This window comes from Actinocorallia aurantiaca (assembly GCF_039533685.1).
In the GTDB taxonomy this organism is placed as follows: domain Bacteria; phylum Actinomycetota; class Actinomycetes; order Streptosporangiales; family Streptosporangiaceae; genus Actinocorallia; species Actinocorallia aurantiaca.
In genome coordinates this window covers 410,832-431,451 of record NZ_BAAATZ010000009.1, presented here as the reverse complement: position 1 = coordinate 431,451, position 20,620 = coordinate 410,832, and the positions used below count along the sequence as shown (strand labels likewise).

The 20,620-nt window shown below is 69.9% G+C and carries 26 protein-coding genes; 20 read left to right on the top strand and 6 right to left on the bottom strand.

Features of this window, described 5'->3' with window-relative positions; genetic code table 11:
* The first annotated feature begins 62 nt into the window (after positions 1 to 62).
* Positions 63 to 644 carry a TetR/AcrR family transcriptional regulator gene (locus ABD327_RS14855; RefSeq protein ID WP_344450942.1) on the top strand — a complete coding sequence of 194 codons (582 nt, stop codon included), beginning with the start codon at positions 63 to 65 and terminating at the stop codon, positions 642 to 644.
* A gap of 153 nt (positions 645 to 797) precedes the next feature.
* Here ABD327_RS14855 and ABD327_RS14850 read toward each other — a convergent pair whose 3' ends face one another.
* Positions 798 to 1,265: a CBS domain-containing protein gene (locus ABD327_RS14850; RefSeq protein WP_344450941.1), complete on the bottom strand. Its 468-nt coding sequence runs from the start codon at positions 1,263 to 1,265 to the stop codon at positions 798 to 800.
* Between the two features lie 163 nt (positions 1,266 to 1,428).
* Between ABD327_RS14850 and ABD327_RS14845 the strand changes: the two genes are divergently transcribed.
* A complete protein-coding gene (locus tag ABD327_RS14845; protein WP_344450940.1) occupies positions 1,429 to 2,085 on the top strand; it encodes a PaaI family thioesterase in 657 nt (218 codons plus the stop codon).
* Here ABD327_RS14845 and ABD327_RS14840 read toward each other — a convergent pair.
* On the bottom strand, positions 2,066 to 2,947 hold the full coding sequence (locus ABD327_RS14840; protein ID WP_344450939.1) for a TIGR03619 family F420-dependent LLM class oxidoreductase: 882 nt from the start codon (positions 2,945 to 2,947) through the stop codon (positions 2,066 to 2,068). The genes ABD327_RS14845 and ABD327_RS14840 overlap by 20 nt on opposite strands.
* Before the next feature lie 120 nt (positions 2,948 to 3,067).
* On the opposite strand from ABD327_RS14840, the gene ABD327_RS14835 reads away from it, so the two are divergent.
* From ABD327_RS14835 to ABD327_RS14805, 7 genes are all read left to right on the top strand, one after another.
* Entirely contained in the window at positions 3,068 to 3,850 is a 783-nt protein-coding gene (locus ABD327_RS14835; RefSeq protein WP_344450938.1) for a hypothetical protein, read from the top strand.
* 238 nt (positions 3,851 to 4,088) lie between these two features.
* Positions 4,089 to 4,541 carry a hypothetical protein gene (locus ABD327_RS14830; RefSeq protein ID WP_344450937.1) on the top strand — a complete coding sequence of 151 codons (453 nt, stop codon included), beginning with the start codon at positions 4,089 to 4,091 and terminating at the stop codon, positions 4,539 to 4,541.
* Between the two features lie 16 nt (positions 4,542 to 4,557).
* Positions 4,558 to 5,304: a HipA family kinase gene (locus tag ABD327_RS14825; RefSeq protein WP_344450936.1), complete on the top strand. Its 747-nt coding sequence runs from the start codon at positions 4,558 to 4,560 to the stop codon at positions 5,302 to 5,304.
* The gene (locus ABD327_RS14820; protein ID WP_344450935.1) at positions 5,301 to 5,729 is read left to right on the top strand and encodes a DUF3037 domain-containing protein; all 429 of its coding nucleotides are present in this window, start codon (positions 5,301 to 5,303) and stop codon (positions 5,727 to 5,729) included. Before ABD327_RS14825 ends, ABD327_RS14820 begins: the two co-directional genes overlap by 4 nt.
* On the top strand, positions 5,726 to 6,550 hold the full coding sequence (locus ABD327_RS14815) for an SDR family oxidoreductase (protein ID WP_344450934.1): 825 nt from the start codon (positions 5,726 to 5,728) through the stop codon (positions 6,548 to 6,550). Before ABD327_RS14820 ends, ABD327_RS14815 begins: the two co-directional genes overlap by 4 nt.
* A gap of 273 nt (positions 6,551 to 6,823) precedes the next feature.
* Positions 6,824 to 7,846: a hypothetical protein gene (locus ABD327_RS14810; protein WP_344450933.1), complete on the top strand. Its 1,023-nt coding sequence runs from the start codon at positions 6,824 to 6,826 to the stop codon at positions 7,844 to 7,846.
* A gap of 105 nt (positions 7,847 to 7,951) precedes the next feature.
* Positions 7,952 to 9,175: an esterase/lipase family protein gene (locus ABD327_RS14805; RefSeq protein ID WP_344450932.1), complete on the top strand. Its 1,224-nt coding sequence runs from the start codon at positions 7,952 to 7,954 to the stop codon at positions 9,173 to 9,175.
* Positions 9,176 to 9,229: 54 nt separating this feature from the next.
* On the opposite strand, the gene ABD327_RS14800 is transcribed toward ABD327_RS14805, so the two are convergent.
* The 3 genes from ABD327_RS14800 to ABD327_RS14790 form a co-directional block, all read right to left on the bottom strand.
* Positions 9,230 to 9,424 carry a hypothetical protein gene (locus tag ABD327_RS14800; protein WP_344450931.1) on the bottom strand — a complete coding sequence of 65 codons (195 nt, stop codon included), beginning with the start codon at positions 9,422 to 9,424 and terminating at the stop codon, positions 9,230 to 9,232.
* Positions 9,425 to 9,508: 84 nt separating this feature from the next.
* Positions 9,509 to 9,763 (bottom strand): DUF397 domain-containing protein, encoded by a 255-nt coding sequence (locus ABD327_RS14795; protein WP_344450984.1) that lies wholly within the window; start codon positions 9,761 to 9,763, stop codon positions 9,509 to 9,511.
* A gap of 5 nt (positions 9,764 to 9,768) precedes the next feature.
* Positions 9,769 to 10,572, bottom strand: coding sequence for a helix-turn-helix domain-containing protein (locus tag ABD327_RS14790; protein ID WP_344450930.1), 804 nt, complete (start codon positions 10,570 to 10,572; stop codon positions 9,769 to 9,771).
* Positions 10,573 to 10,718: 146 nt separating this feature from the next.
* Between ABD327_RS14790 and ABD327_RS14785 the strand changes: the two genes are divergently transcribed.
* The 8 genes from ABD327_RS14785 (at position 10,719) to ABD327_RS14750 (ending at position 16,218) form a co-directional block, all read left to right on the top strand.
* Positions 10,719 to 11,117: an ATP-binding protein gene (locus tag ABD327_RS14785; protein WP_344450929.1), complete on the top strand. Its 399-nt coding sequence runs from the start codon at positions 10,719 to 10,721 to the stop codon at positions 11,115 to 11,117.
* 121 nt (positions 11,118 to 11,238) lie between these two features.
* Positions 11,239 to 11,535, top strand: a complete 297-nt coding sequence (locus ABD327_RS14780; RefSeq protein WP_344450928.1) for a hypothetical protein — start codon at positions 11,239 to 11,241, stop codon at positions 11,533 to 11,535.
* 127 nt (positions 11,536 to 11,662) lie between these two features.
* Positions 11,663 to 12,748 carry an RNA polymerase sigma factor gene (locus ABD327_RS14775; RefSeq protein ID WP_344450927.1) on the top strand — a complete coding sequence of 362 codons (1,086 nt, stop codon included), beginning with the start codon at positions 11,663 to 11,665 and terminating at the stop codon, positions 12,746 to 12,748.
* Positions 12,745 to 12,921 carry a hypothetical protein gene (locus tag ABD327_RS14770; RefSeq protein ID WP_344450926.1) on the top strand — a complete coding sequence of 59 codons (177 nt, stop codon included), beginning with the start codon at positions 12,745 to 12,747 and terminating at the stop codon, positions 12,919 to 12,921. Before ABD327_RS14775 ends, ABD327_RS14770 begins: the two co-directional genes overlap by 4 nt.
* Before the next feature lie 179 nt (positions 12,922 to 13,100).
* Entirely contained in the window at positions 13,101 to 13,526 is a 426-nt protein-coding gene (locus ABD327_RS14765) for a VOC family protein (protein ID WP_344450983.1), read from the top strand.
* A gap of 280 nt (positions 13,527 to 13,806) precedes the next feature.
* On the top strand, positions 13,807 to 14,217 hold the full coding sequence (locus ABD327_RS14760; protein WP_344450925.1) for a hypothetical protein: 411 nt from the start codon (positions 13,807 to 13,809) through the stop codon (positions 14,215 to 14,217).
* Entirely contained in the window at positions 14,204 to 14,719 is a 516-nt protein-coding gene (locus ABD327_RS14755) for a DUF3995 domain-containing protein (RefSeq protein ID WP_344450924.1), read from the top strand. Before ABD327_RS14760 ends, ABD327_RS14755 begins: the two co-directional genes overlap by 14 nt.
* A gap of 80 nt (positions 14,720 to 14,799) precedes the next feature.
* Complete coding sequence (locus ABD327_RS14750) at positions 14,800 to 16,218, top strand: aldehyde dehydrogenase family protein (protein WP_344450923.1); 1,419 nt, start codon at positions 14,800 to 14,802, stop codon at positions 16,216 to 16,218.
* Here ABD327_RS14750 and ABD327_RS14745 read toward each other — a convergent pair.
* Positions 16,215 to 17,123, bottom strand: a complete 909-nt coding sequence (locus ABD327_RS14745) for a trypsin-like serine peptidase (RefSeq protein ID WP_344450922.1) — start codon at positions 17,121 to 17,123, stop codon at positions 16,215 to 16,217. The genes ABD327_RS14750 and ABD327_RS14745 overlap by 4 nt on opposite strands.
* Positions 17,124 to 17,204: 81 nt before the next feature.
* On the opposite strand from ABD327_RS14745, the gene dxr reads away from it, so the two are divergent.
* The 3 genes from dxr (at position 17,205) to ABD327_RS14730 (ending at position 20,577) form a co-directional block, all read left to right on the top strand.
* Entirely contained in the window at positions 17,205 to 18,422 is a 1,218-nt protein-coding gene (gene dxr / locus ABD327_RS14740; protein WP_425547119.1) for a 1-deoxy-D-xylulose-5-phosphate reductoisomerase, read from the top strand.
* Between the two features lie 4 nt (positions 18,423 to 18,426).
* Positions 18,427 to 19,599: a flavodoxin-dependent (E)-4-hydroxy-3-methylbut-2-enyl-diphosphate synthase gene (ispG, locus tag ABD327_RS14735; RefSeq protein WP_344450920.1), complete on the top strand. Its 1,173-nt coding sequence runs from the start codon at positions 18,427 to 18,429 to the stop codon at positions 19,597 to 19,599.
* A 135-nt stretch (positions 19,600 to 19,734) separates the two neighbouring features.
* Positions 19,735 to 20,577 carry a GNAT family N-acetyltransferase gene (locus ABD327_RS14730; protein WP_344450919.1) on the top strand — a complete coding sequence of 281 codons (843 nt, stop codon included), beginning with the start codon at positions 19,735 to 19,737 and terminating at the stop codon, positions 20,575 to 20,577.
* Positions 20,578 to 20,620 lie beyond the last annotated feature (43 nt).

The following is a 20,620-nucleotide window of genomic DNA, read 5'->3' as shown; positions in this document are numbered from 1 at the left end:
CCTCTCTCGTTCGTTCGAACGAACGATAAGCTGGATTCCTCAGCCTGGGAAGAGGGTCCCTCATGAACGAAGCACGCGAGCGCCTCCTCGACGCGGCCCTGCGGCTCATCGCGGAGCACGGTGTCGGCGCCCTCACCAACCGGCGCGTCGCCGCCGCCGCCGGCGTCTCCCTGGGCACCCTCACCTACCACTTCGGCTCCCAGACGGATCTGCTGCGCGAATGCCTCGACCGCTTCGCCGACGCCGAGATCGACCGCATAACCGGGGCCGCCCTCGCCCTGGCGGACGCCGGGCTCTCCCCCGCGCAGGCCGCGGACGAGGTCCAGCGGGCCATCGTCGCCTTCGCCAACGGGCCCGAGCAGGTGGCCCACCTCGAACTGCACCTGCAGGCCGCCCGCGACCCCGGGCTGCGGCCCGCCGCCGAGCGCTCCATCACCGCCTACGACCGGCTGGCGACGTCCATCCTCACGGCGCTGGGCATCGCCCGCCCCGAGCACCACGCGCCGACGATCGTCACGCTCCTCTACGGCCTGGCCGTCCGCCGCCTCGCCACCGGCGACGCCGCCGCCACCGGGACGGCCGAGGCGCTCCGCACCGTCCTCGCCGGGGTCCTCGCCGAGACCGCGGATCCCCGCGACCCCTGAGGGCCGCGGGGATCCGCGGGCGGCGTGTTCGGATCCGCACCGGAACGAGCCCCGCCTATCCCGTCCGGTACCGCCTCGACGGTAGAAGGCCGCCCCGATCCTCGGACGGCCGGGCGCGCGGAAGGGGGCCGCCGGCCCCCTTCGCGAAGGTGCTCAGCCGGGTCCGCCGCCCGCTCCCCGCTTGCCGCTCGCCCGCGCGTAGATGCGGTGGACGAACTCGGCGAGCTGGTCGTCCGGCAGGTTCTGCGCCAGATCGGCCTCGCTGATCATGCCGACCATGCGGTTGTCCTTGATGACCGGAAGCCGCTTGACCTGGTGGTCCTCCATGAGGTCCAGGGCCTCCTGCACGGTGGTCTCCGGCGACACCGAGTACAGCCCCGAGGCGAGGTCTCCCGCGGTGACCCGGGACGGGTCGTGCCCGGCCGCGATGCACTTCACGATGATGTCGCGGTCGGTGATGATGCCCTCGAACCGGCCGTCCGAGCCCACGATCGGCAACGCCCCGACCCCCTCCTCGCGCATGAGCTGGGCGGCGCGGTCCAGCGTCTCGTGCGCCTGGATGGTGCAGCAGGCCTCCTTGCTCATCAGCTCGCGGACGTGATCCTGCATCTTCGTCGTCATGTTCCCCCCTGAGAACTTCACGCCATCCGATCGGACCTTCAGAGCATTACCCGGACGAATCACCACAAAAACACACAAACCACACAAGCCCCGGCTGTAAACGTAGATTCCGGATGTTTTAGAATGACGTTCTAAAATTTATCGAAAGCGATCAGGAGCACCGATGCCCGGAGCCCGTACCAGCGCCCACCCGATCTTCACCGTCCAGCCCCGGGAACCGCTGGACGAGCGGCGGGTCGAACACCTGTCGGCGCTCGCGGCCGAGGTGCGGCGGCTGAACGAGGCGACCGTGCACACCGCGCTCCCCGAGGAGGAGCTCACCGAGCTCACCGCGCAGGTGCGGGCGCTCACCGACCGGCTCGACGCCGCGCGCCGCGCGTTTCCTCCCGTCTCCGGCGACGGCTACACCACCCCGGGCGAAGGCATGCTCCAGCAGATCGCCAGCCCGGTCACCGGCGAGCTCAACCCGATCGCCCCGCCCTGCAGGATCGAGTTCCTCGAAGACGGCTCGGTCCGCACCGAGTTCACCCTGAACTTCCTCTACGAGGGCCCTCCCGGCCTGGCCCACGGCGGCGTCAGCGCCATGGTCCTGGACCAGCTGCTCGGCCTGGCCGCCAACAACAACGGGACCCCGGGCCTGACCGCCTCCCTGGAGCTGCGCTACCGCCGCCCCACCCCGCTCGGCCAGCGGCTGACCGCCGAGGCGCGGATCGACCGGATCGAGGGACGCAAGGCCTACGCCGTCGGACGGATCCTCAACGCCGAGGGCAAGGTGACGATCGAGGCCACCGCCATGTTCGTCATGCCGATGCTGGGATGAGCTCCCGGTAGGAGTCCAGCACGGGCAGCACCTCGTCGCGGGTGCCGCCCCGCACCCGCAGGACGACCTCCTCGACGCCCAGGGAGGCGTAGTACTCCAGCTTGGCGGGGGTGGGCAGGGTCCCGAACGGGATGACGGAGACCTCGGACGGATCCCGTCCGGCGCTCTCGCAGGCCGCGGCCAGCCTCGGCAGCGCCTCCCTGAGGCCCGCCCCGCCGATCGGCATCCACCCGTCCCCGTACTCGGCGACCGCGGCGAACAGCTTCGGCCCGCCCGCCCCGCCGAGCAGCACCGGCACCTCCGCCTTCGGCCACGCCCAGCTCGGCTCGAACGCCACGTGACCGCCCCGGAACGAGGCGACCTCGTCCCGCCACAGGGCGCGCATCGCCAGGACGTGCTCGCGGGTCCGCTCGCGCCGCGTCGCCCAGGCGACCCCGTGGTCGGCGGCCTCCTCCTCGTTCCAGCCGAACCCGACGCCCAGCGAGAACCTGCCCCCCGACAGCGTCTGCAGCGACGCGACGGCCTTCGCCGTCACCAGCGGCTCCCGCTGGGCCGCCAGCAGGATCCCCGTCCCCAGCGTGATCGTGCTCGTCACCGCGGCCGCCGCGCCCAGCGCCACCAGCGGATCCAGCGTCCGCGCGTACTCCTCCGGCAGCGTCTCGTCGCCCGACGTCCCCCGCAGGAGCGCCTCCCCCGTCCCCGACGCCTCCCGCGTCGCCGGCCCGGGCGTCAGCCTCGACACCGGGATGTGCGTGTGCTCGGGCAGGTAGAGCGAGGAGAACCCCCGCTCCTCCGCGGCGACCGCCAGCTCGTGCGGCGCCACCGTCCGGTCGGTGGCGAACATCGTGATTCCCAGGCGCACGGAGGCCTCCAGCCGGACACCGCCCCGCCGGACGGTGGAAGTGATTTTGACGTGGATACGGGGAGCCGAAATCATACGGCGGCATCATCGACCCCCATTACCCCCCGGAAGGCCGTTCCCTTGGTCCGGCAGCTCAGACGAGCTCTCATCGGCGGCACGATCGCCGCCTCCCTCGCCCTCTCCGGCGGTTACGCGATCACTCGGATCGACGGAGCCCCCGCCACCATCCAGAACGTCGCCCACCTCAAGGCGAAGCCGAAGCTCGCCGGGCTGAAGCTCGCCAAACGCAAGATGCTCGGCGGAAAGAAGACCTACGGCGTCGTCACCCTGACCGCCGCCGCCCCCATGGGCGGCGTGAAGGTCAAGCTCGCGGCCAAGAGCGCCACCTACATCAAGGTGCCGAAGTCGGTGAAGGTCCCGGCCGGCAAGAAGAAGGTGCGCTTCACCATCAGGACCGCCAAGATCCCCCGGGTCGGCACCGGCGTGGTGGCCGCCGGGCTGAACGGCAGGATCCTCAAGCGCAAGCTGACCCTCACCCCGGTCAAGACTCCTGCCCCCGACGCCCCGAACCCCTACAAGCCGACGAAGTTCACGCTCCACTTCAACGAGTTCGTGGACTCCTCGAAGCTCGACCGCTCGCTCGAAGCCCACATCGACATCCTCCCGGCCGCGCCTCAGGGCGGCCTCACCCTGACGGTGACGTCCAACCGGCCGGACCTGCTCACGATCGACAATGGAGGCAAGGTCACCGTCCCCGAGGGGCAGACCGCCACGCCGTTCCGGATCCACTACAAAGAAGTGCAGGACCCCGTCCAGATCCAGTTCTTCACCACCTACAACGGGGTGACCGTCGAGTCCATCGTGCGCAACCTCGTCCCGAAGGGCTACCCGGGCGCCTGGTAGGCCCGAGGCGCTCCCCCGCGCCGGACGCCGTGCGCGGACCGGCCGCGGGGGAGCGCCCCCGATGATGATCTTTACCGAACCACCCCGGCCGTTCGCGCGTCGAAGTCTGTGATCTTCGAGCACGTCCCGTCCAGAACCTGGCCCCTCGGGGGGAATGTGCTTCGACAAACAGGGAAAGATCACCTCCGCCTACATGATCTTCTGTAGTGAGTCGAAACCAGTGAAAAGGCAGAAACGCATGCGTACACCCTTGATGGCCATCGCGTCCGCCGTCGTCCTGGCCGCTCCCCTGGCCGCCGCCGCCCCCGCTCAGGCGGCGGGGAACATCTGCTCGGTGAAGGTCAAGGCGCCGAAGTTCCAGAAGGTCGTCGACGTCAGGCCGGGCGGCGTCCGTCCCGTCTCCGAGAAGCGGCCGTACGGCGGGCTCAGCGGGCGCTGGGCGAAGTACACGCCGTCCCAGTACAACGACGGCTACTACAAGCCCTACGGCAAGAAACACACCCGCGCCTTCGCCAAGAAGGCGACCATCTGCGTCTTCTACACCACGTCCCAGGGATCGATCGGCATGCGCGAGACCGGGCTGAAGGGGCTGCGCAAGGCCGTCGAAAAGCCGAAGATGAACCCGCAGTGGGGCCTGCGCTTCGACAAGCGGGGAAAGATCACCCTCGCCTACCAGGTCTACCACCCCTGACGGATAGCCTTGGCGGGTGCTGCCTGTAGTCAAAGCCACCCGGTATGTCCTGCCCCTGCGCGAGGGCGGCTCGCTGCCCGGCCTGGTGGAGGCCGCCGACCTGGGCACCTACGTCGCCAAGTTCACCGGAGCCGGTCAGGGCCGCAAGGCGCTGATCGCCGAGATCCTGGCCGGCGCCCTCGCCCGCGCGCTGGGCTTCCACACGCCCGACCAGATCATCCTGGACTTCGATCCCGTCATGGCCAAGCACGAGCCGGACGAGGAGGTGCAGGACCTGCTCGACGCCAGCCCCGGCTGGAACCTCGGCGTGGACTTCCTGCCCGGCTCGCTCGGCTACGACCCGCTCGGCTGGACGCCGGACGCCGCCTTCGCCAGCCGCGTCCTGTGGTTCGACGCGTTCATCGGCAACGTCGACCGCAGCTGGCGCAACCCGAACATGCTCGTCTGGCACGGGGACGTCTGGCTCATCGACCACGGCGCGAGCCTGTACTTCCACCACGCCTGGGCCAGCGCCGCCAAGCTGGTGCACCGGCCCTACGACGTGGACGACCACGTCTTCAAGCCCTACGCCAAGGACCTCAGGGGCGCCGAGGCCGCGCTGCTCCCCCTCGTCACCGAGGAGCTGCTGCGCTCGGCCGTCGCGCTCGTCCCCGAGGCCTGGCTCTCCGGCGAACCGGGTTTCGGCTCGCCGCAGGACGTCCGCGAGGCCTACGTGACCCAGCTGCTCGCCCGCGCCGCGGCGCCGAGGAGCTGGCTGCCGTGAACCAGCGCGAGACCCCCCTTTCCCCCCGACCCTCCGACCCCGCCGGACGCTCCGAAGTGGACCTCTACGAGTACGCGCTGCTGCGCCTCATCCCCGACCTCGAACGCGGCGAATCACTCAATGTCGGCGTGGTCGTCTACTGCCGTAAGCGCGACTACCTGCGGGTTCGCATCTCGGCGGACGAAAATCGGTTGCGCGCGTTCTCACCGGGAATGAACGTCGAGCAGCTGCGCCGGGCGCTGAACGGAATCGCCGCCCACTGCGCGGGCGACGACCACGCCGGTGGAGACTCGCTCGGGCGGCGGTTCCGCTGGCTCACCGCCCCGCGCAGCACGATCGTCCAGTCCGGCCCGGTCCACCCCGGCCTCACCGGTGACCCGGACGAAACCCTCACCCGCCTCTTCGAAAGGCTCGTTCAGCTATGACCGAGAGCATCGGCGTCACCGGAGCCACCGGCGTGGTGGGCGCGGAGACGGCCCGCCTCCTGGTGAAGGCGGGGCACTCCGCCCGCCTGATCGTCCGCGACCCCTCCCGCGCCCCCGAGCTGCCCGGCACCGAGGTGGCCGTGGCCGAGGGATACTCCGACGTCAAGGGGACGGAAGAGGCCCTCTCCGGGCTGCACACCGTGTTCCTGGTGTCGGGCAGGGAGTCCGCGGACAGGGTCTCCGAGCACCGGGCCGCAGTGGACGCGGCGGTGGCGGCGGGAGTGCGGCACATCGTCTACCTGTCGTTCCTGTCGGCGGCGAAGAGCGCGACGTTCACGTTCGCGCGGGACCACTGGGCGACCGAGGAGTACGTGAAGGCGTCCGGCCTGGACTTCACCTTCCTGCGGCCCAGCCTCTACCAGGACGTGCTGCCCCATCTCGTTCAGGACGGCGTCATCCGCGGCCCGGCGGGACAGGGCCGCTGCTCCTGGGTCGCGCGCACCGACGTGGCGGCCGTCGCCGCCGCGATCCTGCCGCACCCCGACCTGCACCGGGGCCGCCGGTACGACGTGACGGGCCCGCAGTCCCTCACGATGGCGCAGACGGCCGGGATGATGGGCGTCGAGTACGTCGACGAGACCGTCGAGGAGGCGTACGCGTCCCGCGCCCGCTACGGCGCCCCCGACTGGGAGGTCGCCGGCTGGGTCACCTCGTATGAGGCCATCGCCACCGGCGAGATGGACATCGTCAGCCCCACCGTCCAGCGCGCCACCGGCTACCCCGCCACCAGCCTCCAGCAGTTCCTCAAGTCGCTCGGGTGAGGTGCTCCGTCGCACGCCCCAGACGTCCGGGGCGTGCGGCGGAACTCCAGCGGCGGACCCGGCCGCCTCCTGCCGGTCGGTCGGCAGACGAATCAGCAGTCCGGTCGCGTCGACGGCTCCGGCCACGACCATCCGCGTGTCCCGATCCCTTGCTCACATACGAGACAGCAGACCGATCTACATATTCCGAGGTCTCTGCCAGGGGCCCGTGCGTTGAGCGAGGACAGCAAGATCGTGTAGGTTGCGGCCTCTCGACCGTCCCCTGGAGTCCCCGTGCCGCGCCGCCTTCCCACCGCCGTCGCCGCCGTCCTGCTCGCCATTCCCTTGACTGCCGCATCCGGCACGGCGTTGACGGCCTCGGCCCCTCGATGGCAGGTGGTGAAGCGGTTCGGCACTGCTGTCACCCCTGGCCAGAACCCGGCGGTGGCCGTGCTCGGGCCGCGGGACGTGTGGGTCACCGACGGTCGGATCCGCCATTGGGACGGGAGTCGGTGGCGCACCGTACGTCCCGAGACGGCTGGACGGGAGCGGTTCGTCAGCGTGTTCGGGACCGGTGGACGAGTCTGGTTCGTCACCAGCCCGGACCCTACTTTTCAGAATGTCCGGCTGCTCGGCTTCGACGGCCGCCGCTGGTCGTGGGCGCCGGAACCGCGACGGGAAGGCTTGGCGCAGAACGTGGGAGCGCCCGCCGCGCTGCCCGGCGGCGATGTCTGGTGGCCGGACAACCCGGCAATGCTTTCAGTGCGGCGTCTGCGCGCCGGTGTCTGGAAGACTTTCCAGCCGCCTCTGTACACCTATACCGTCGGCGGTCGCCGCTCTGGTGACCTGTGGGCGGTCGGAGAGGTCTTCGGCCAGAAGAAGCCCCACCCCTTCGTGCCGGCTGTCGCCCACTGGAACGGCAAGCGCTGGCGCCCTACCCGTCTACCGAAGAACATTGAAGGCACGCTGCGTTCCGTCACGGTCGTCTCCACCCGCGACGTCTGGGCTGTGGGAACGTCCTCCGGCGGACGCTCAGCCCGCTCCTTGGTCCTGCATCGGAACGACCGGACCTGGAAACGGATCTCCGCCCCGCGACTGGCCGACCCCGTGCTCCGCACCGTCGTCCCCGACGGCCACGGCGGCATCTGGACGGCCTCCACCACTCACCTGGCCCATTACTCCTCAGGTCGCTGGACCACTGCCCCGACACCGCCTGACACCGACACGATCACCTTGGCCCGCACGCCGGGTTCCACCACCCTCTGGGCCCTGGCGACCTCCGGCGGACGCTCCGTTCTCCTGCGCCACCGTGGATGAAGAGCCTCAGCCCAAGCCCTGAACAGTCTGGGGAACACCTATACGGAACACCCCCGGACGACTACTTGGGGTTACCAATCGATACTCTAGGTAATCGACCGGGGTGTGAACACACAGCAGATCGCGCAGGCACTGCGCAACGCACAGTCTCCCGCCATCGCCGCAGGTCCGCGGCAGATCACCACCGCCCCTCCGCGGCCCGACGAGACCTGGACCGTGCCCGGCGGCACCGCCTGGGTCTACTACGGGGAGGGCAACCGCGCCCTGACCCGTCCGGTGATCATGGCCGACGGTTTCAACACCGGTCCCAGCACCCTGGAGTTCTCCTGGCAGGCCCTGGAGTGCGGCGGCCACCCGCTCATCAGCGAGCTGCGCCGCCGCGGCCGGGATGCCGTCCTGCTCGGTTTCGACGAGCGCAGCGACTCGATCATCAAGAACGCCGAGGCCGCCATCGGGGCGATCTTCGAGGCGGTCGGCCGCCGGCAGGGCGATCACCCGCTGGCCGTCGGCGGCTTCAGCATGGGCGGCCTGGTCACCCGGTACGCCCTGGCCAAGCTGGAGAACGTGGGCATCGACCACCAGACGGCGCTGTACTGGTCCTACGACAGCCCGCACCGCGGCGCCTGGATCCCGCTCTCACTCCAGGCGTTCGCGCACTACATCCGCGACTACGACCCGCGCTTCTCCGACCAGATGAACAGCCAGGCCTCCCGCCAGCTGCTGGCCCAGCACCTGACCACCTGGTCCGACAAGCCGGAGCCCGCACCGGAGCGGAACGAGTTCCTGCTGGAGCTGAACCGCCGTGGCTCCTGGCCCCGCCGGCCCCGCCTCATCGGCGTCGCGAACGGCGCCGGCTCCGGCCAGGGCAACGGCATCGGGCCCGGCCAGACCGCGCTGCGCGGCACCGGTGAGCTCATCATCGGCACCGACCTGCGCACCCAGCCGCAGTCCGGCGACTCCCGTGTCGCCGACCTGCGTTTCGTCACGCCGGACCTCCAGGAGATCAACAGCCCGGGGATGCCCCGCATGGAGGGCGCTCCCGGCGGCATGCTGGAGGGCTTCGGCATCCTCGCCGACGTTCTCAACGCCATGCCCGAGCTCGGTTTCGACACCGCCGTCGACAACCCGATCCGCGACCACTGCTTCGTCCCCGCCGTCAGCGCCGTCGCCATCCGCGACATCGGCTCCGACCACGACCTCTACGCGCCCATCGACGACCTCTCCCCCGAGGAGAGCGAACTCGACGAGTTCCTTCTCGCCGGACGCAACGAGGGCCACACCCGCATCACCGAAGAGCTCTGCGGCTGGATCCTCGACCGCATGCCGTGACACCGCAACGCCTCGGGGCCGCGGCCGGATCTCACTCCGCCGCGGCCCCCCGCGTCACCCCGGCCCACCCCCGCCGGTCTTCCGCCGCGCCAGGTACCGCACGCCATAAGCCGCCGCCAGCAGCACCCCGAATCCCACGAACCAGTAAGGCCACCCCGGTTCCGGCACCCGGTAGATCCCCACGAACAGAGAGATCATCGCCACCCAGAAAAGCCCCGCCACCACCCACTTGGCCACTCCTTGATCCATACCTCCATACCTACCCGAAGCCCAGCGCCCCACCTAAGGCGCCCCGCAGGTCCGGCCCGACCGGAGACACGGAACAGCCCGTGGTCAGCCCCGCTTGATCCCACCGACCAGCGAACCGAACGCACTGCGACTCACCACGAGCCTCGGGCCTTGGGGGTTCTTGGAGTCACGAACGCCCACAGCCGACGGCAGACCGGCGAGCCCGACGCATTCGCCGCCCTCCTGGCTGCTGTGGCCGCTCTCGCACCATTGAACGGTCACCTCCGCGAGCTCGACGCACATCCCGTGGTCACCACCGCTGTGGCTGCTCTTGCGCCACTGTGCCCGAGAGAAGTCCATGCGCTTCACGTCGCCTCCAGAATGCCGCGGATGCAGTTCTCGGAATCTACTGCCGATAGTGCCATTGAGGCGACGAGATCGAACCTCGCTCTCAGTCTCGTCACGCGAGGGCCCGCCTCGATGAGGTGGCCTTGTCCGCTGGCGCCTTCCTCATAGGCCACATCGGGTTCCGCGTCGAAACTCAGCAAGGTGAACGACCCTTCAGGGAAGATCTGCGCTTCGAACGGAACCACCAGGATTGTGACGTCGTACTCCTGGTTGCGTTCGAGTAGGGATTCGAGCTGCGCTTTCATGACCTCACCGCCGCCGACTCTCCTCCTGATGGCGTTCTCATCAAGAATCGCCACCACACCGGGCGGGTTCTCACCCTGAAAGAGTTCCTGCCTGGCCATGCGTGCGGCAGCCATTTCATCCAGCTTGTCGGCGCGTACGCCTCGGCGGAGGACCTCACGGGCGTAGTCCTGGGTCTGGAGCAACCCGGCGACGATGAACTGCGAATAGATCTTGATGAGCGAGGCACGCGCCTCTTCGTCGGTGTACTCGGCGAAGCCGACAGGGATACCCGACTCCTCGACGAGACGGGGGAAGAGGCTCTCGAAGAACCTGTTCAGGCCGAGCGCGGCGTCCAGGGTCCGCGAGAGGCGGGGCGTGGGGCGTCTGATGCCGTTCTCGAGGTGGCCGATGAGCTGCGGGGAGACGTGGACCAGGGCGGCGAGGGCGGGCTGGCTGAGTCCGGCGGCCTCGCGGTGGCGTTTGAGGTGGAAGGCGTAGAACTCCCTGATCGAACGGCCGGGGTCGATCTGCGTCATCGGGGACCTCCCTGGGTCTCCGGGGGGCTGTAGGGGCGGGTGCTCACCCGTAGGGGTGATTCCACTCCAGAGAGTAACCATCCCGGTTCACGATGAGAGCGGAATCCACAGCTTCCTTTTCCGACCGCCTCACCGATGGGTACTCGATGACGAACCGCATTCCGTCGCTGCACGCGCGGACCTATCCGCCCGTCCCGTCCGTCGCTCGTGACAGCCGGGCCGTGCTGCGGGAACTGCTGGACCGGTGGGAACTGGCCGAGCTCTACGAGTCCGCCTCGCTGGTGCTGACCGAGTTGGTCTCCAACGCAATCCGCTCCGAGAAGCCGATCGGGGTCGCCTTCTCCCGGCGCGACTCCGCCTCGCTGCGCGTCGAGGTCCGCGACAGCGGGTCCGGTCTGCCCGAGGCCGTCGCCGCCGAGGACGACGAGGAGAGCGGGCGAGGGCTGCTCCTCGTGGGGGCGCTGGCCGTCGAGTGGGGCTGGCGTCCGATACCGGACGGCAAGATCGTCTACGCCGTCCTCTCCCTCGAAGGACTGCCGATCTGAGGCTTCTCCGGGCGTCACCGACCGGATTGATGCGATTAACGCGGGAGGAATCCAAACCCGAGCGGCTTCTCGTGCCTTATAGGGGGTGTCGGCCGGTACAGCGTCCAAGGAGGAAGCGAGCATGGCCTTTGAGGAGATCCACGCCGCGATCGGGCTCGTCCTGACCGCGGTCACCTGCAGGAGCGTCGGCTTGCGGCAGGCCGTCCGCGCGTACGTCGAGGGGCGGAACGCCATCGGCTTCGAACGGGAGCGGCGTACGACCCTGCTGGCCGTTCCGCCCGGCTCGGAGTTCCATGAGCGGCGGGCGGACGGAACCGTCCTGTGCCTGAAGGTTCCCCTGGCGGGAAACATCGCGGACGATCCGGTGACAGGCGTCCACCGGATCGGCGCCCGGCCCACTTCTTCCGCGAAGGGATGAGCGACAGATGGCGGCCAGCGCACAGCCGTTCTCTTCCCTGGATTACCGCGTGATTTTCGCGATCGACATCACGGAGTTCGTGAATCCCTTCCGAACAGATTCGGACCGAGTACTGGCCCAGGAGAGCATGTCCCGCATGTTCCGGAACGCCCTCGCCGGATCGGGGGTATCCCTCGACCTCGCCCATCACGAAGACCGCGGCGACGGGATGCTGCTCGTGCTCCCGCCCGAAGCTTCACCGGAACTCCTGATCGTGGCGGTTCCCCAGGTGCTCGCTTCGAGCCTCAGGGAGCACAACCGGACATGCGGGCCGGAGTCCCTGATCAAGCTGCGGCTGGCGGTTCACGTCGGCGAAGTCTCCCAAGACCGGCACGGAATGATCGGAACTTCGTTGAGCCAGGCGTTCCTTCTGCTGGACGACCCGGATCTCAAACGCACCCAGTTCGAATCGTCAGCCGACCTCGCGCTGATCGTTTCGGATTCGTACTACGAGGAAGTCCTTCGGTCTCGTCCGATCGACTTCGATCCCGACGATTATCAGCCGATCACGGCACATCACCGGGACGCCTCGGCCAAGGCGTGGATCAGGTTGTTCTCCTCACCACTCGGACCGTCCGCCCCGGTCCCCCGCGAGGGCCTCACGGAGGACGACGGGTACGAGACGGAGTCGGACGGCGGCCTCCGTGGTCACGACTTCGACGGGTTCTACACCGAGAACTTCCGTCTGGTCCGCAACGTCCTCAACGCCAGAGCGCAGGACTGGACGCTGGCCGAGGAGGTCACCGACGAGGCGATGACGATCGCCTACCGCAAGTGGGAGGAACTTCTCGACCATCCCAACCCGGTCGGATTCGTCATCGTCACGGCGCGCCGCATCCTGTCGAGGATCCAGCGCCAGCGGGCCGCGAAGGCTCCGGCGCTTCCCTTGATGTCCCTTGAGGCGGCACCGGGTCTGGAGCCCAGGGCGAATGCCGCGGATCCCGCCGATACCGCCGATACCGCCATCGAGCGGGCCATCCTCCGGCAGGCGTTCGGCTCGATGCCTCCCGATCAGCGTGAATGCCTCATCCTCCACGAGCTTCTCAATCACTCCACGAGGCGGATCGCCGAACTGCTCAGCGTCCCGGAGGGAACCGTCAAGACCCGTCTGCGCCTCGCCCGGCGGACGTTCCGCGCCCTGACCGACGACCTCGGGAAGGAGGGGCCCTCATGAACATCGACGCACGCCTCGCCGCTCACGACTGGGACAAGGACATCGGCCGCGACGAGGTCCGCTGCCGCTTGGCCCGGCTCAAGCACCGGGCTCGCCAGGAGCTCCCGATCCTCGACGACGACGATTTCGAGGCGGCCGTCGAGGAGGCCGCCGACCGGCTCGCCGCCGAATAGCGCGCAGGTCCCGGCCATTGTGGACAGCGGGTCTTCCACAAGGGCCGAGCCTTCCCGGCCGGTCCTGGTGAGCGTGGGGGTATGAACGAGGCCGGTCCGGCTCGCCGGACCGCTGTCCCCGGTTCTCGCCGGGACGGCCGAGCGTCCGACCTATGCTCGGGGACATGACGATTCAGCGGATGGACAACGTCAGCATCATCGTCGCTGATCTCGAGGCGGCCATCGCGTTCTTCACCGAGCTCGGCATGGAGCTGGAGGGCGAGACGACGGTCGAGGGGCCTTCTGTGGACCAGATGGTCGGGCTCGACGGCGTCCGGGCCGACATCGCCATGATGCGGACCCCGGACGGCCACAGCAGACTCGAGCTGACGAAGTTCCACACGCCGGCGGCGGTCAGCGCCGGGCTGGAGAACGCACCGGTCAACACGCTGGGCATACGTCGCATCATGTTCGCCGTCGACGACCTCGAGGCCGTCCTCGCCCGCCTGCGCACGCGCGGTGCCGAACTCGTCGGTGAGGTGGCGCGGTACGAGGACAGCCATCTGCTCTGTTACGTCCGCGGACCCGAGGGCATCCTCGTCGCGCTGGCCGAGCAGCTCCGCTGAAGGCGCCGAAAAGGGCGTCCAGCCGAACGATCGACAAAGCACCGTAGCGGCAAGAGAGGAAAGGCCTGCCATAGGCCCGGAGTCGGCATCAGCACGGCAAACGAGCATCCCACCAGGCCATGCGAAAAGCCACGTAAGGCATGGCCCAAAGGGAGCTTCTGAATCTCCCCCACGCGGCGGAGGCACCTCGCTCGCCAGGGGGAGTGATTCCCGTTGTCCGATCTCTACGCTCGCAATCATGGTTGATTCTGATCGCCGACAAAGATGGCCGGCTTACGCGGTGGCGACTCTGTTCCTCGGTTACGCGGCGGGGAAGGCCGCCTTCGCTCTGCAGGACCGGCTCGGGTTCCCGGGAGGCCCGCCCGTGTCGGCCGCCGAGGCCGGGAGCTATTTCATGGACGCGGCCACCGCGCAGTGGCTCGCGACCGCGTCCGGCGTGCTGGGCGCGTGCATCGCCCTCGCCACGGTCACGGCACCGGGGCACAGGGTTCCGAGGACGCTGATGCTGCTCGTGCTGGCCGGGATGCTGCTGGCCGTCGGCGGCGGTGCGGGGATCATGATCGTGGACGGGTTCGTCGGCATCGGTGTGGGCTGGCAGTGGTATCACGGCGTCCTCGGACTCCTCGTGATCGGGCTGTTCCTGGAGATGACCCGGTCCTACGCGGTGGCGACGAGACGTGCCGCGAGCTGATCGGGCGCGGGCGGGCGCCTACGGGGCCGGGGTGTGCGCCGCGGCGTACGGATCGATGAAACTCGCCCAGGCGCTGGGGGCCGACGCGCTGGCCGACAAGGACCCGCTGCCCCCGCATCTGCGCGAACAGCTGCTCGCACGCCATCCGCTGTTCGTGGCGAGCCACTGGGCGCTGGCCGGTGCGGCGGTGGTCGGGATCATCGTCGCGCTGGCCGCCGTGCGGCCCTGGGGCGCGAGGTTCCCGCGCCGGCTGCTGCTCACGGTCTCCTGGACGCTGGGGATCTTCATGATCGCCCGGGCGGTCGGGGTGGCGGGGTCCGGCCTGGTCGGTGACGCGCTGCTGCTGACCGGAGTCCGCGAGGCTCCGGCCGAGCACGCCGCGCTGGTGCTCACCCTGGCGCGCTGGGATCTGCTGCTGTGGTCGCCGTTCTTCCTGCTCTGGGGAGTGTGCTGGGCGGTGACCGGATGGCGGCTGGGGCGGCCCGTTCAGGGCAGGACGTGACAGAGGGTTGGACAGTGTGGAAGGGAGGATCTCCACAGTGTCCAGGGGCCGGAGCGGGGCGGCGGGGTTAGCGTGGGGGTATGGACGTGACTCCTTTCTGGGTGGCCGGGAAGGCCGCCGTCGGTGATGAGCAGATGCGCGTGACCCACCCCTATGACGGGCGGGAGGTGGGGGTCGTGTCGGTGCCCACCGAGGCGCAGGTGGAAGAGGCCCTCGCCAAGGCGCATGCGGTGCGGCGGGAGGCGGCGGGGCTTCCGCTGCACGTGCGGGCGGAGGCGCTGGCGCATGTCTCCCGGCGGCTGGAGGAGCGCAAGGAGGAGATCGCGCGGCTGATCACCGGGGAGAACGGGAAGCCGCTGCAGTGGGCTCGGGCCGAGGTGGGGCGGGCCGTGTCCGTCTTCCGGTTCGCGGCCGAGGAGACGCGGCGGTGGAACGGGCAGGTGCAGCGGCTGGACACCGACCCGGGCGGGGTCGGGCGGATGGCCTACACCTCGCGGATGCCCTACGGGGCGGTGCTGGCGATCACGCCGTTCAACTTCCCGCTGAACCTGACGGCGCACAAGGTGGCTCCGGCGATCGCGGTGGGGGCGCCCGTCGTCGTCAAGCCCGCGCCCGCGACGCCGCTGTCGGCGCTGCTGCTGGGCGAGCTGCTGGCCGAGACCGCTCTGCCGGAGGGCATGTTCTCCGTCCTGCCCGTGCCGAACGAGCGGGCCGCCGCCCTCGTCCAGGACGAGAGGCTGCCGGTCATCTCGTTCACCGGGTCGGGACCCGTCGGATGGTCGATCAAGGATTCGGCCCCGCGCAAGCACGTGGTGCTGGAGCTCGGCGGGAACGCGGCGGCCGTCGTCTGCCCGGACGCCGACCTGGACTGGGCGGCTCAGCGCGTCGCGCTGTTCTCCAACTACCAGGCGGGCCAGTCGTGCATCGCGGTGCAGCGGGTCTACGCGGTCGGCGACGCCTACGACGAGCTGCTGCCCAGGCTCGTGTCGGCCGTCGAGAACCTCGTTACCGGCGACCCGTGGGACGACGCCACGCAGGTCGGTCCCATGATCAGCGAGGATGCCGCGAAGCGGGTGGAGCGCTGGGTCGCCGAGTCCGGCGGCAAGGTCCTGACCGGCGGGGTCCGGGACGGCGCGACCTACGCGCCGACCGTCCTGACCGGCGTGGCGGAGGGCTCCGACGTCTCCTGCGAGGAGGTCTTCGGGCCGGTCCTGTTCGTCGAGAGGGCCGCCGACGTCGACGAGGCCTTCGCGAAGGTCAACGACTCCCGGTACGGCCTGCAGGCCGGCGTCTTCACCCGCGGCCTCGACACCGCCTTCAAGGCCCAGCGCGACCTCGAGGTCGGCGGCGTCATCATCGGCGACGTCCCCTCCTACCGCGCCGACCAGATGCCCTACGGCGGCGTGAAGGACTCCGGAGTGGGCCGCGAGGGCGTCGCCAGCACCATGGCCGACCTCACCTACGAGAAGGTCATGGTGCTGACGGGACTTCCCCTCTAGCCCTTCTCGGCGCGGGTGTAGAGCTTGCGGACGGCGTCGCCGAAGTAGGGGCCGTACATGACGCGCTCCTCGTCGGCGTACTTGAAGCTGCTGACGGAGACGACCGTGCCGGTGCCGGTGGCGGGGTCGAAGGACGTCATCCAGGGGCCGCCGCTGGAGCCCTGGGTGAGGTCGCAGCGCAGTCCCTGTGCCCTGGTCTCGCCGTAGGGGTCGTCCGACGGGCGGCCGCTGCAGTAGGCCAGGCGGCGGCCGTCGTACCTCTCGTAGGAGGGGTAGCCGAAGGTGTGCACCTGCTGGCCGCGCGGGCGGCCGAAGGCGATCTCGTTGGCGCCCACCACGTCGGCGACGTGCTTGCCGCCCGAGGGGGCCAGGGCGACCATGGCGACGTCGTAGCCGTCGTCCGCGCCGGTCGACCACTGGTCGGGGACGAACATGCGGCGGGCCGCGAAGCCTCCGTGCGGGCCGCCGCCGTCCCGGTAGGCGGGGACGAAGACCCAGTTCTCGGCCCAGTCGCCGCTGCCGTTCTTGGCGCAGTGCCCCGAGGTGACCACCAGGTCCCGGTTGGTGCTGCGGACGGTGGCCGCCGAGCAGAGGTAGTCCTGGCCGTTCATGCTGAAGAACACCCGGCCGACCGTGCCCAGCGGCGCGGCGGGCCAGAGCGCGCCGGTGCTGACCGCTTTCGGCGCGGCCCGCCCGCGCCGCCCGAGCGTGGAGACCTGGCGCGCCGAGGCCCTGCGGTCGGCCGTCCAGTAGCGCAGCACCCGCTGCTGCTGGACCTGCCCGGCGGGCAGGTCCCGGAAGACGACCGTGTCCGGGAGGGACTGGACGCTCGCCCCGGCGAGCGCCACCGGGGAGAGTCCGACCACGCCTGCCAGCAGGCGCGCGATCCAACTGTCGGTGACCATGGTGTAGCAGTCTGCATCACTGGAAGTGATGCCGTGGCTACTTTTGGTGAACTTGCATCTCCCCGGAGTGCCCCGGACAGAATGGACGCCGTGACAGATGCCGCGGTGCAGACAGACGTGACAGAGATCGTCGTGCTCGGTTCGACGGGCTCGATCGGTACCCAGGCCTTGGACATGGTCGCCCGCAATCCGGGGCGCTTCCGGGTCCGGGCCCTGGCGGCGGGCGGCGGGCGGGTGGACCTGCTGGCCAGGCAGGCGCTGGAGTTCCGGCCCGAGGTGGTGGCCGTCGCCAAGGCGACCGCCGCGCAGGACCTCCAGCTGGCCTTCTACGCCGAGGCGAGCAAGCGCGGGTACGCCAAGGGCGAGTACCGCATCCCCAGGATCCTCGCGGGCCCCGACGCGGTGGCCGAGGTCGCCGCGCACCCGTGCGACGTGGTGCTGAACGGGGTGACGGGCGCGCTCGGCCTGGCGTCCACGCTGGCCGCGCTGGACGCGGGCAGCACCCTGGCGCTGGCCAACAAGGAGTCGCTGATCGTCGGCGGCCCGCTGGTGAAGGCCAAGGCCAAACCCGGCCAGATCGTCCCGGTGGACTCCGAGCACTCGGCGCTGGCCCAGTGCCTGGTCGGCGGGACTCACGCGGAGGTGCGGCGGCTGGTGCTGACGGCCAGCGGCGGCCCGTTCCGCGGCCGTTCGCGCGCCGAGCTGGAGAAGGTCACCGTCGGCGACGCCCTGAACCACCCGACGTGGGACATGGGCCCGGTGATCACGGTGAACTCCGCGACCCTGGTGAACAAGGGCCTGGAGGTCATCGAGGCGCACCTGCTGTTCGACATCCCCTTCGACCGCATCGCGGTGATGGTGCACCCGCAGTCGGTGATCCACTCGATGGTGGAGTTCGTGGACGGCTCGACGCTGGCCCAGGCGAGCCCGCCGGACATGCGGCTGCCGATCGCGCTGGGCCTGACGTGGCCGGAGCGCGTGGAGCGGGCCGACTACGGCATCGACTGGACGAAGGCCCACACCTGGGAGCTGTTCCCGCTGGACGACGAGGCGTTCCCGGCCGTGCAGCTGGCCCGGGAGGTGGGCGTGATGGGCGGCACCGCACCCGCGGTTTATAACGCTGCTAATGAAGAGTGCGTCGAAGCTTTCCTCTCCGGCACCATCACATTCCCCTCCATTGTGGATACTGTGGCCGATGTCGTCTCGACACACCAGACAATCCGGACGCCGACGCTTGAAGACGTGCTCGCGGCTGATCAGTGGGCACGAGAGAGCACACGGCAACGACTGACACAATAGGAACATGAGCGTCGAACTCGGTCTGCCGAAGATCCGTCCCCAGGCTCCCCAGCTCGCCCCCCGTCGCAAGTCGCGTCAGATCATGGTGGGCACCGTGCCGGTGGGCGGCGACGCCCCCGTGTCCGTGCAGTCCATGACCACCACGCTCACCTCCGACGTCAACTCCACCCTCCAGCAGATCGCGGAGCTGACCGCGGCCGGCTGCCAGATCGTCCGCGTCGCCTGCCCCTCGCAGGACGACGCGGACGCGCTGCCGCTGATCGCCAAGAAGTCGCCGATCCCGGTGATCGCCGACATCCACTTCCAGCCCAAGTACGTCTTCGCGGCGATCGACGCGGGCTGCGCGGCGGTGCGGGTCAACCCGGGCAACATCAAGAAGTTCGACGACAAGATCGGCGAGATCTCCCGCGCCGCGTCCGACGCCGGGGTCCCGATCCGCATCGGCGTCAACGCCGGCTCCCTCGACAAGCGCCTGCTGGAGAAGTACGGCAAGGCCACCCCCGAGGCGCTGGTGGAGTCCGCGCTGTGGGAGTGCTCGCTGTTCGAGGAGCACGGCTTCCGCGACATCAAGATCTCGGTCAAGCACAACGACCCGGTCGTGATGATCGAGGCCTACCGGCAGCTCGCCGCCCGCTGCGACTACCCGCTGCACCTGGGCGTCACCGAGGCCGGCCCCGCCTTCCAGGGCACGATCAAGTCGGCCGTCGCCTTCGGCGCGCTGCTGTCCCAGGGCATCGGCGACACCATCCGCGTCTCCCTGTCGGCCCCGCCGGTCGAGGAGATCAAGGTCGGCTCCCAGATCCTGGAGTCCCTGGGCCTGCGCGAGCGCGGCCTGGAGATCGTCTCCTGCCCGTCCTGCGGCCGGGCCCAGGTGGACGTCTACACGCTGGCCGAGCGGGTCACCGCGGGGCTCCAGGGCTTCCCCGTCCCGCTGCGGGTGGCCGTCATGGGCTGCGTCGTCAACGGCCCCGGCGAGGCCCGCGAGGCCGACCTGGGCGTCGCCTCGGGCAACGGCAAGGGCCAGATCTTCGTCAAGGGCGAGGTCATCAAGACCGTCCCCGAGGACCAGATCGTCGAGACCCTCATCGAGGAGGCCCTGCGCATCGCCGAGGAGATGGGCGTGGAGGTCGACCTCGACGACGACAGCGGCCCCGGCGCCCAGGTGGTCACCGGCTGACCGCCCCTGACCTCCCGTTCATCCTTGCTTCGTCATAGGCTTGCCGGAGAGTGGCCGTGGCCCGGGCGCCGACGGCCGCCGGCGGGCACCGACGGGCATGCGGGGGATCGCAGGAGGATGAACGGATCCATGCGGATGCTGGACTCTCTCCCGGTACGGGTCCTGGACGACCGGTACCGGGACGAGGTTCTGGCGATCCTTGACGCCGCGCCGCTCAGCAACGTCTTCGTCAGCTCCCGCGTGCACCAGGCCGGGCTCGAGCCGGGCAGGCTCGGCGCCCAGATGTGGGGCTACTGGCGGGACGGGCGGCTGGAGTCCCTGTGCTACTCCGGCGCCAACCTGATCCCCGTCAACGCCGGACCGGACGCGATCCGGGCCTTCGCCGACCGCGCCCGCGTCCAGGGCCGCCGCTGCAGTTCCATCGTGGGCCCGGCGGGCGCCGTGCGTGAGCTGTGGGGGCTGCTGGAGCCCTACTGGGGCCACGCCAGGGCGGTCCGGGAGCTCCAGCCGGTGATGGCGACCTCCCGGCCGAGCGAGTTCCCCGTCGACCCCTACGTCCGCCGTGTCCGCATGGAGGACTTCGAGGTCGTCTACCCCGCCTGCGTGGCCATGTTCACCGAGGAGGTGGGGGTCTCCCCCAACGCCGGGGACGGCGGGGTTCTGTACCGGGCCCGGGTCGCCGAGCTGATCAGGGCGGGCCGCGCCTTCGCCCGGATCGAGGGCGGCCGGGTGCTCTTCAAGGCGGAGATCGGCGCGGTCACCCCGCACGCCTGCCAGATCCAGGGCGTCTGGGTGCATCCGGAGTCCCGCGGCAGGGGCCTCTCGGAGTTCGGCATGGCCTCGGTGGTGCAGATGTCGCTGCGCGACGTGGCCCCGGCCGTCTCCCTGTACGTCAACGACTTCAACGTCCGGGCCCGCGCGGCCTACCTCCGGGTGGGCTTCACCGAGATCGATGAGTTCATGAGCGTGCTCTTCTGAGCCGGGAATCCGAGCCGAGAACGTGGGGAGGCCCCCTCCGCCC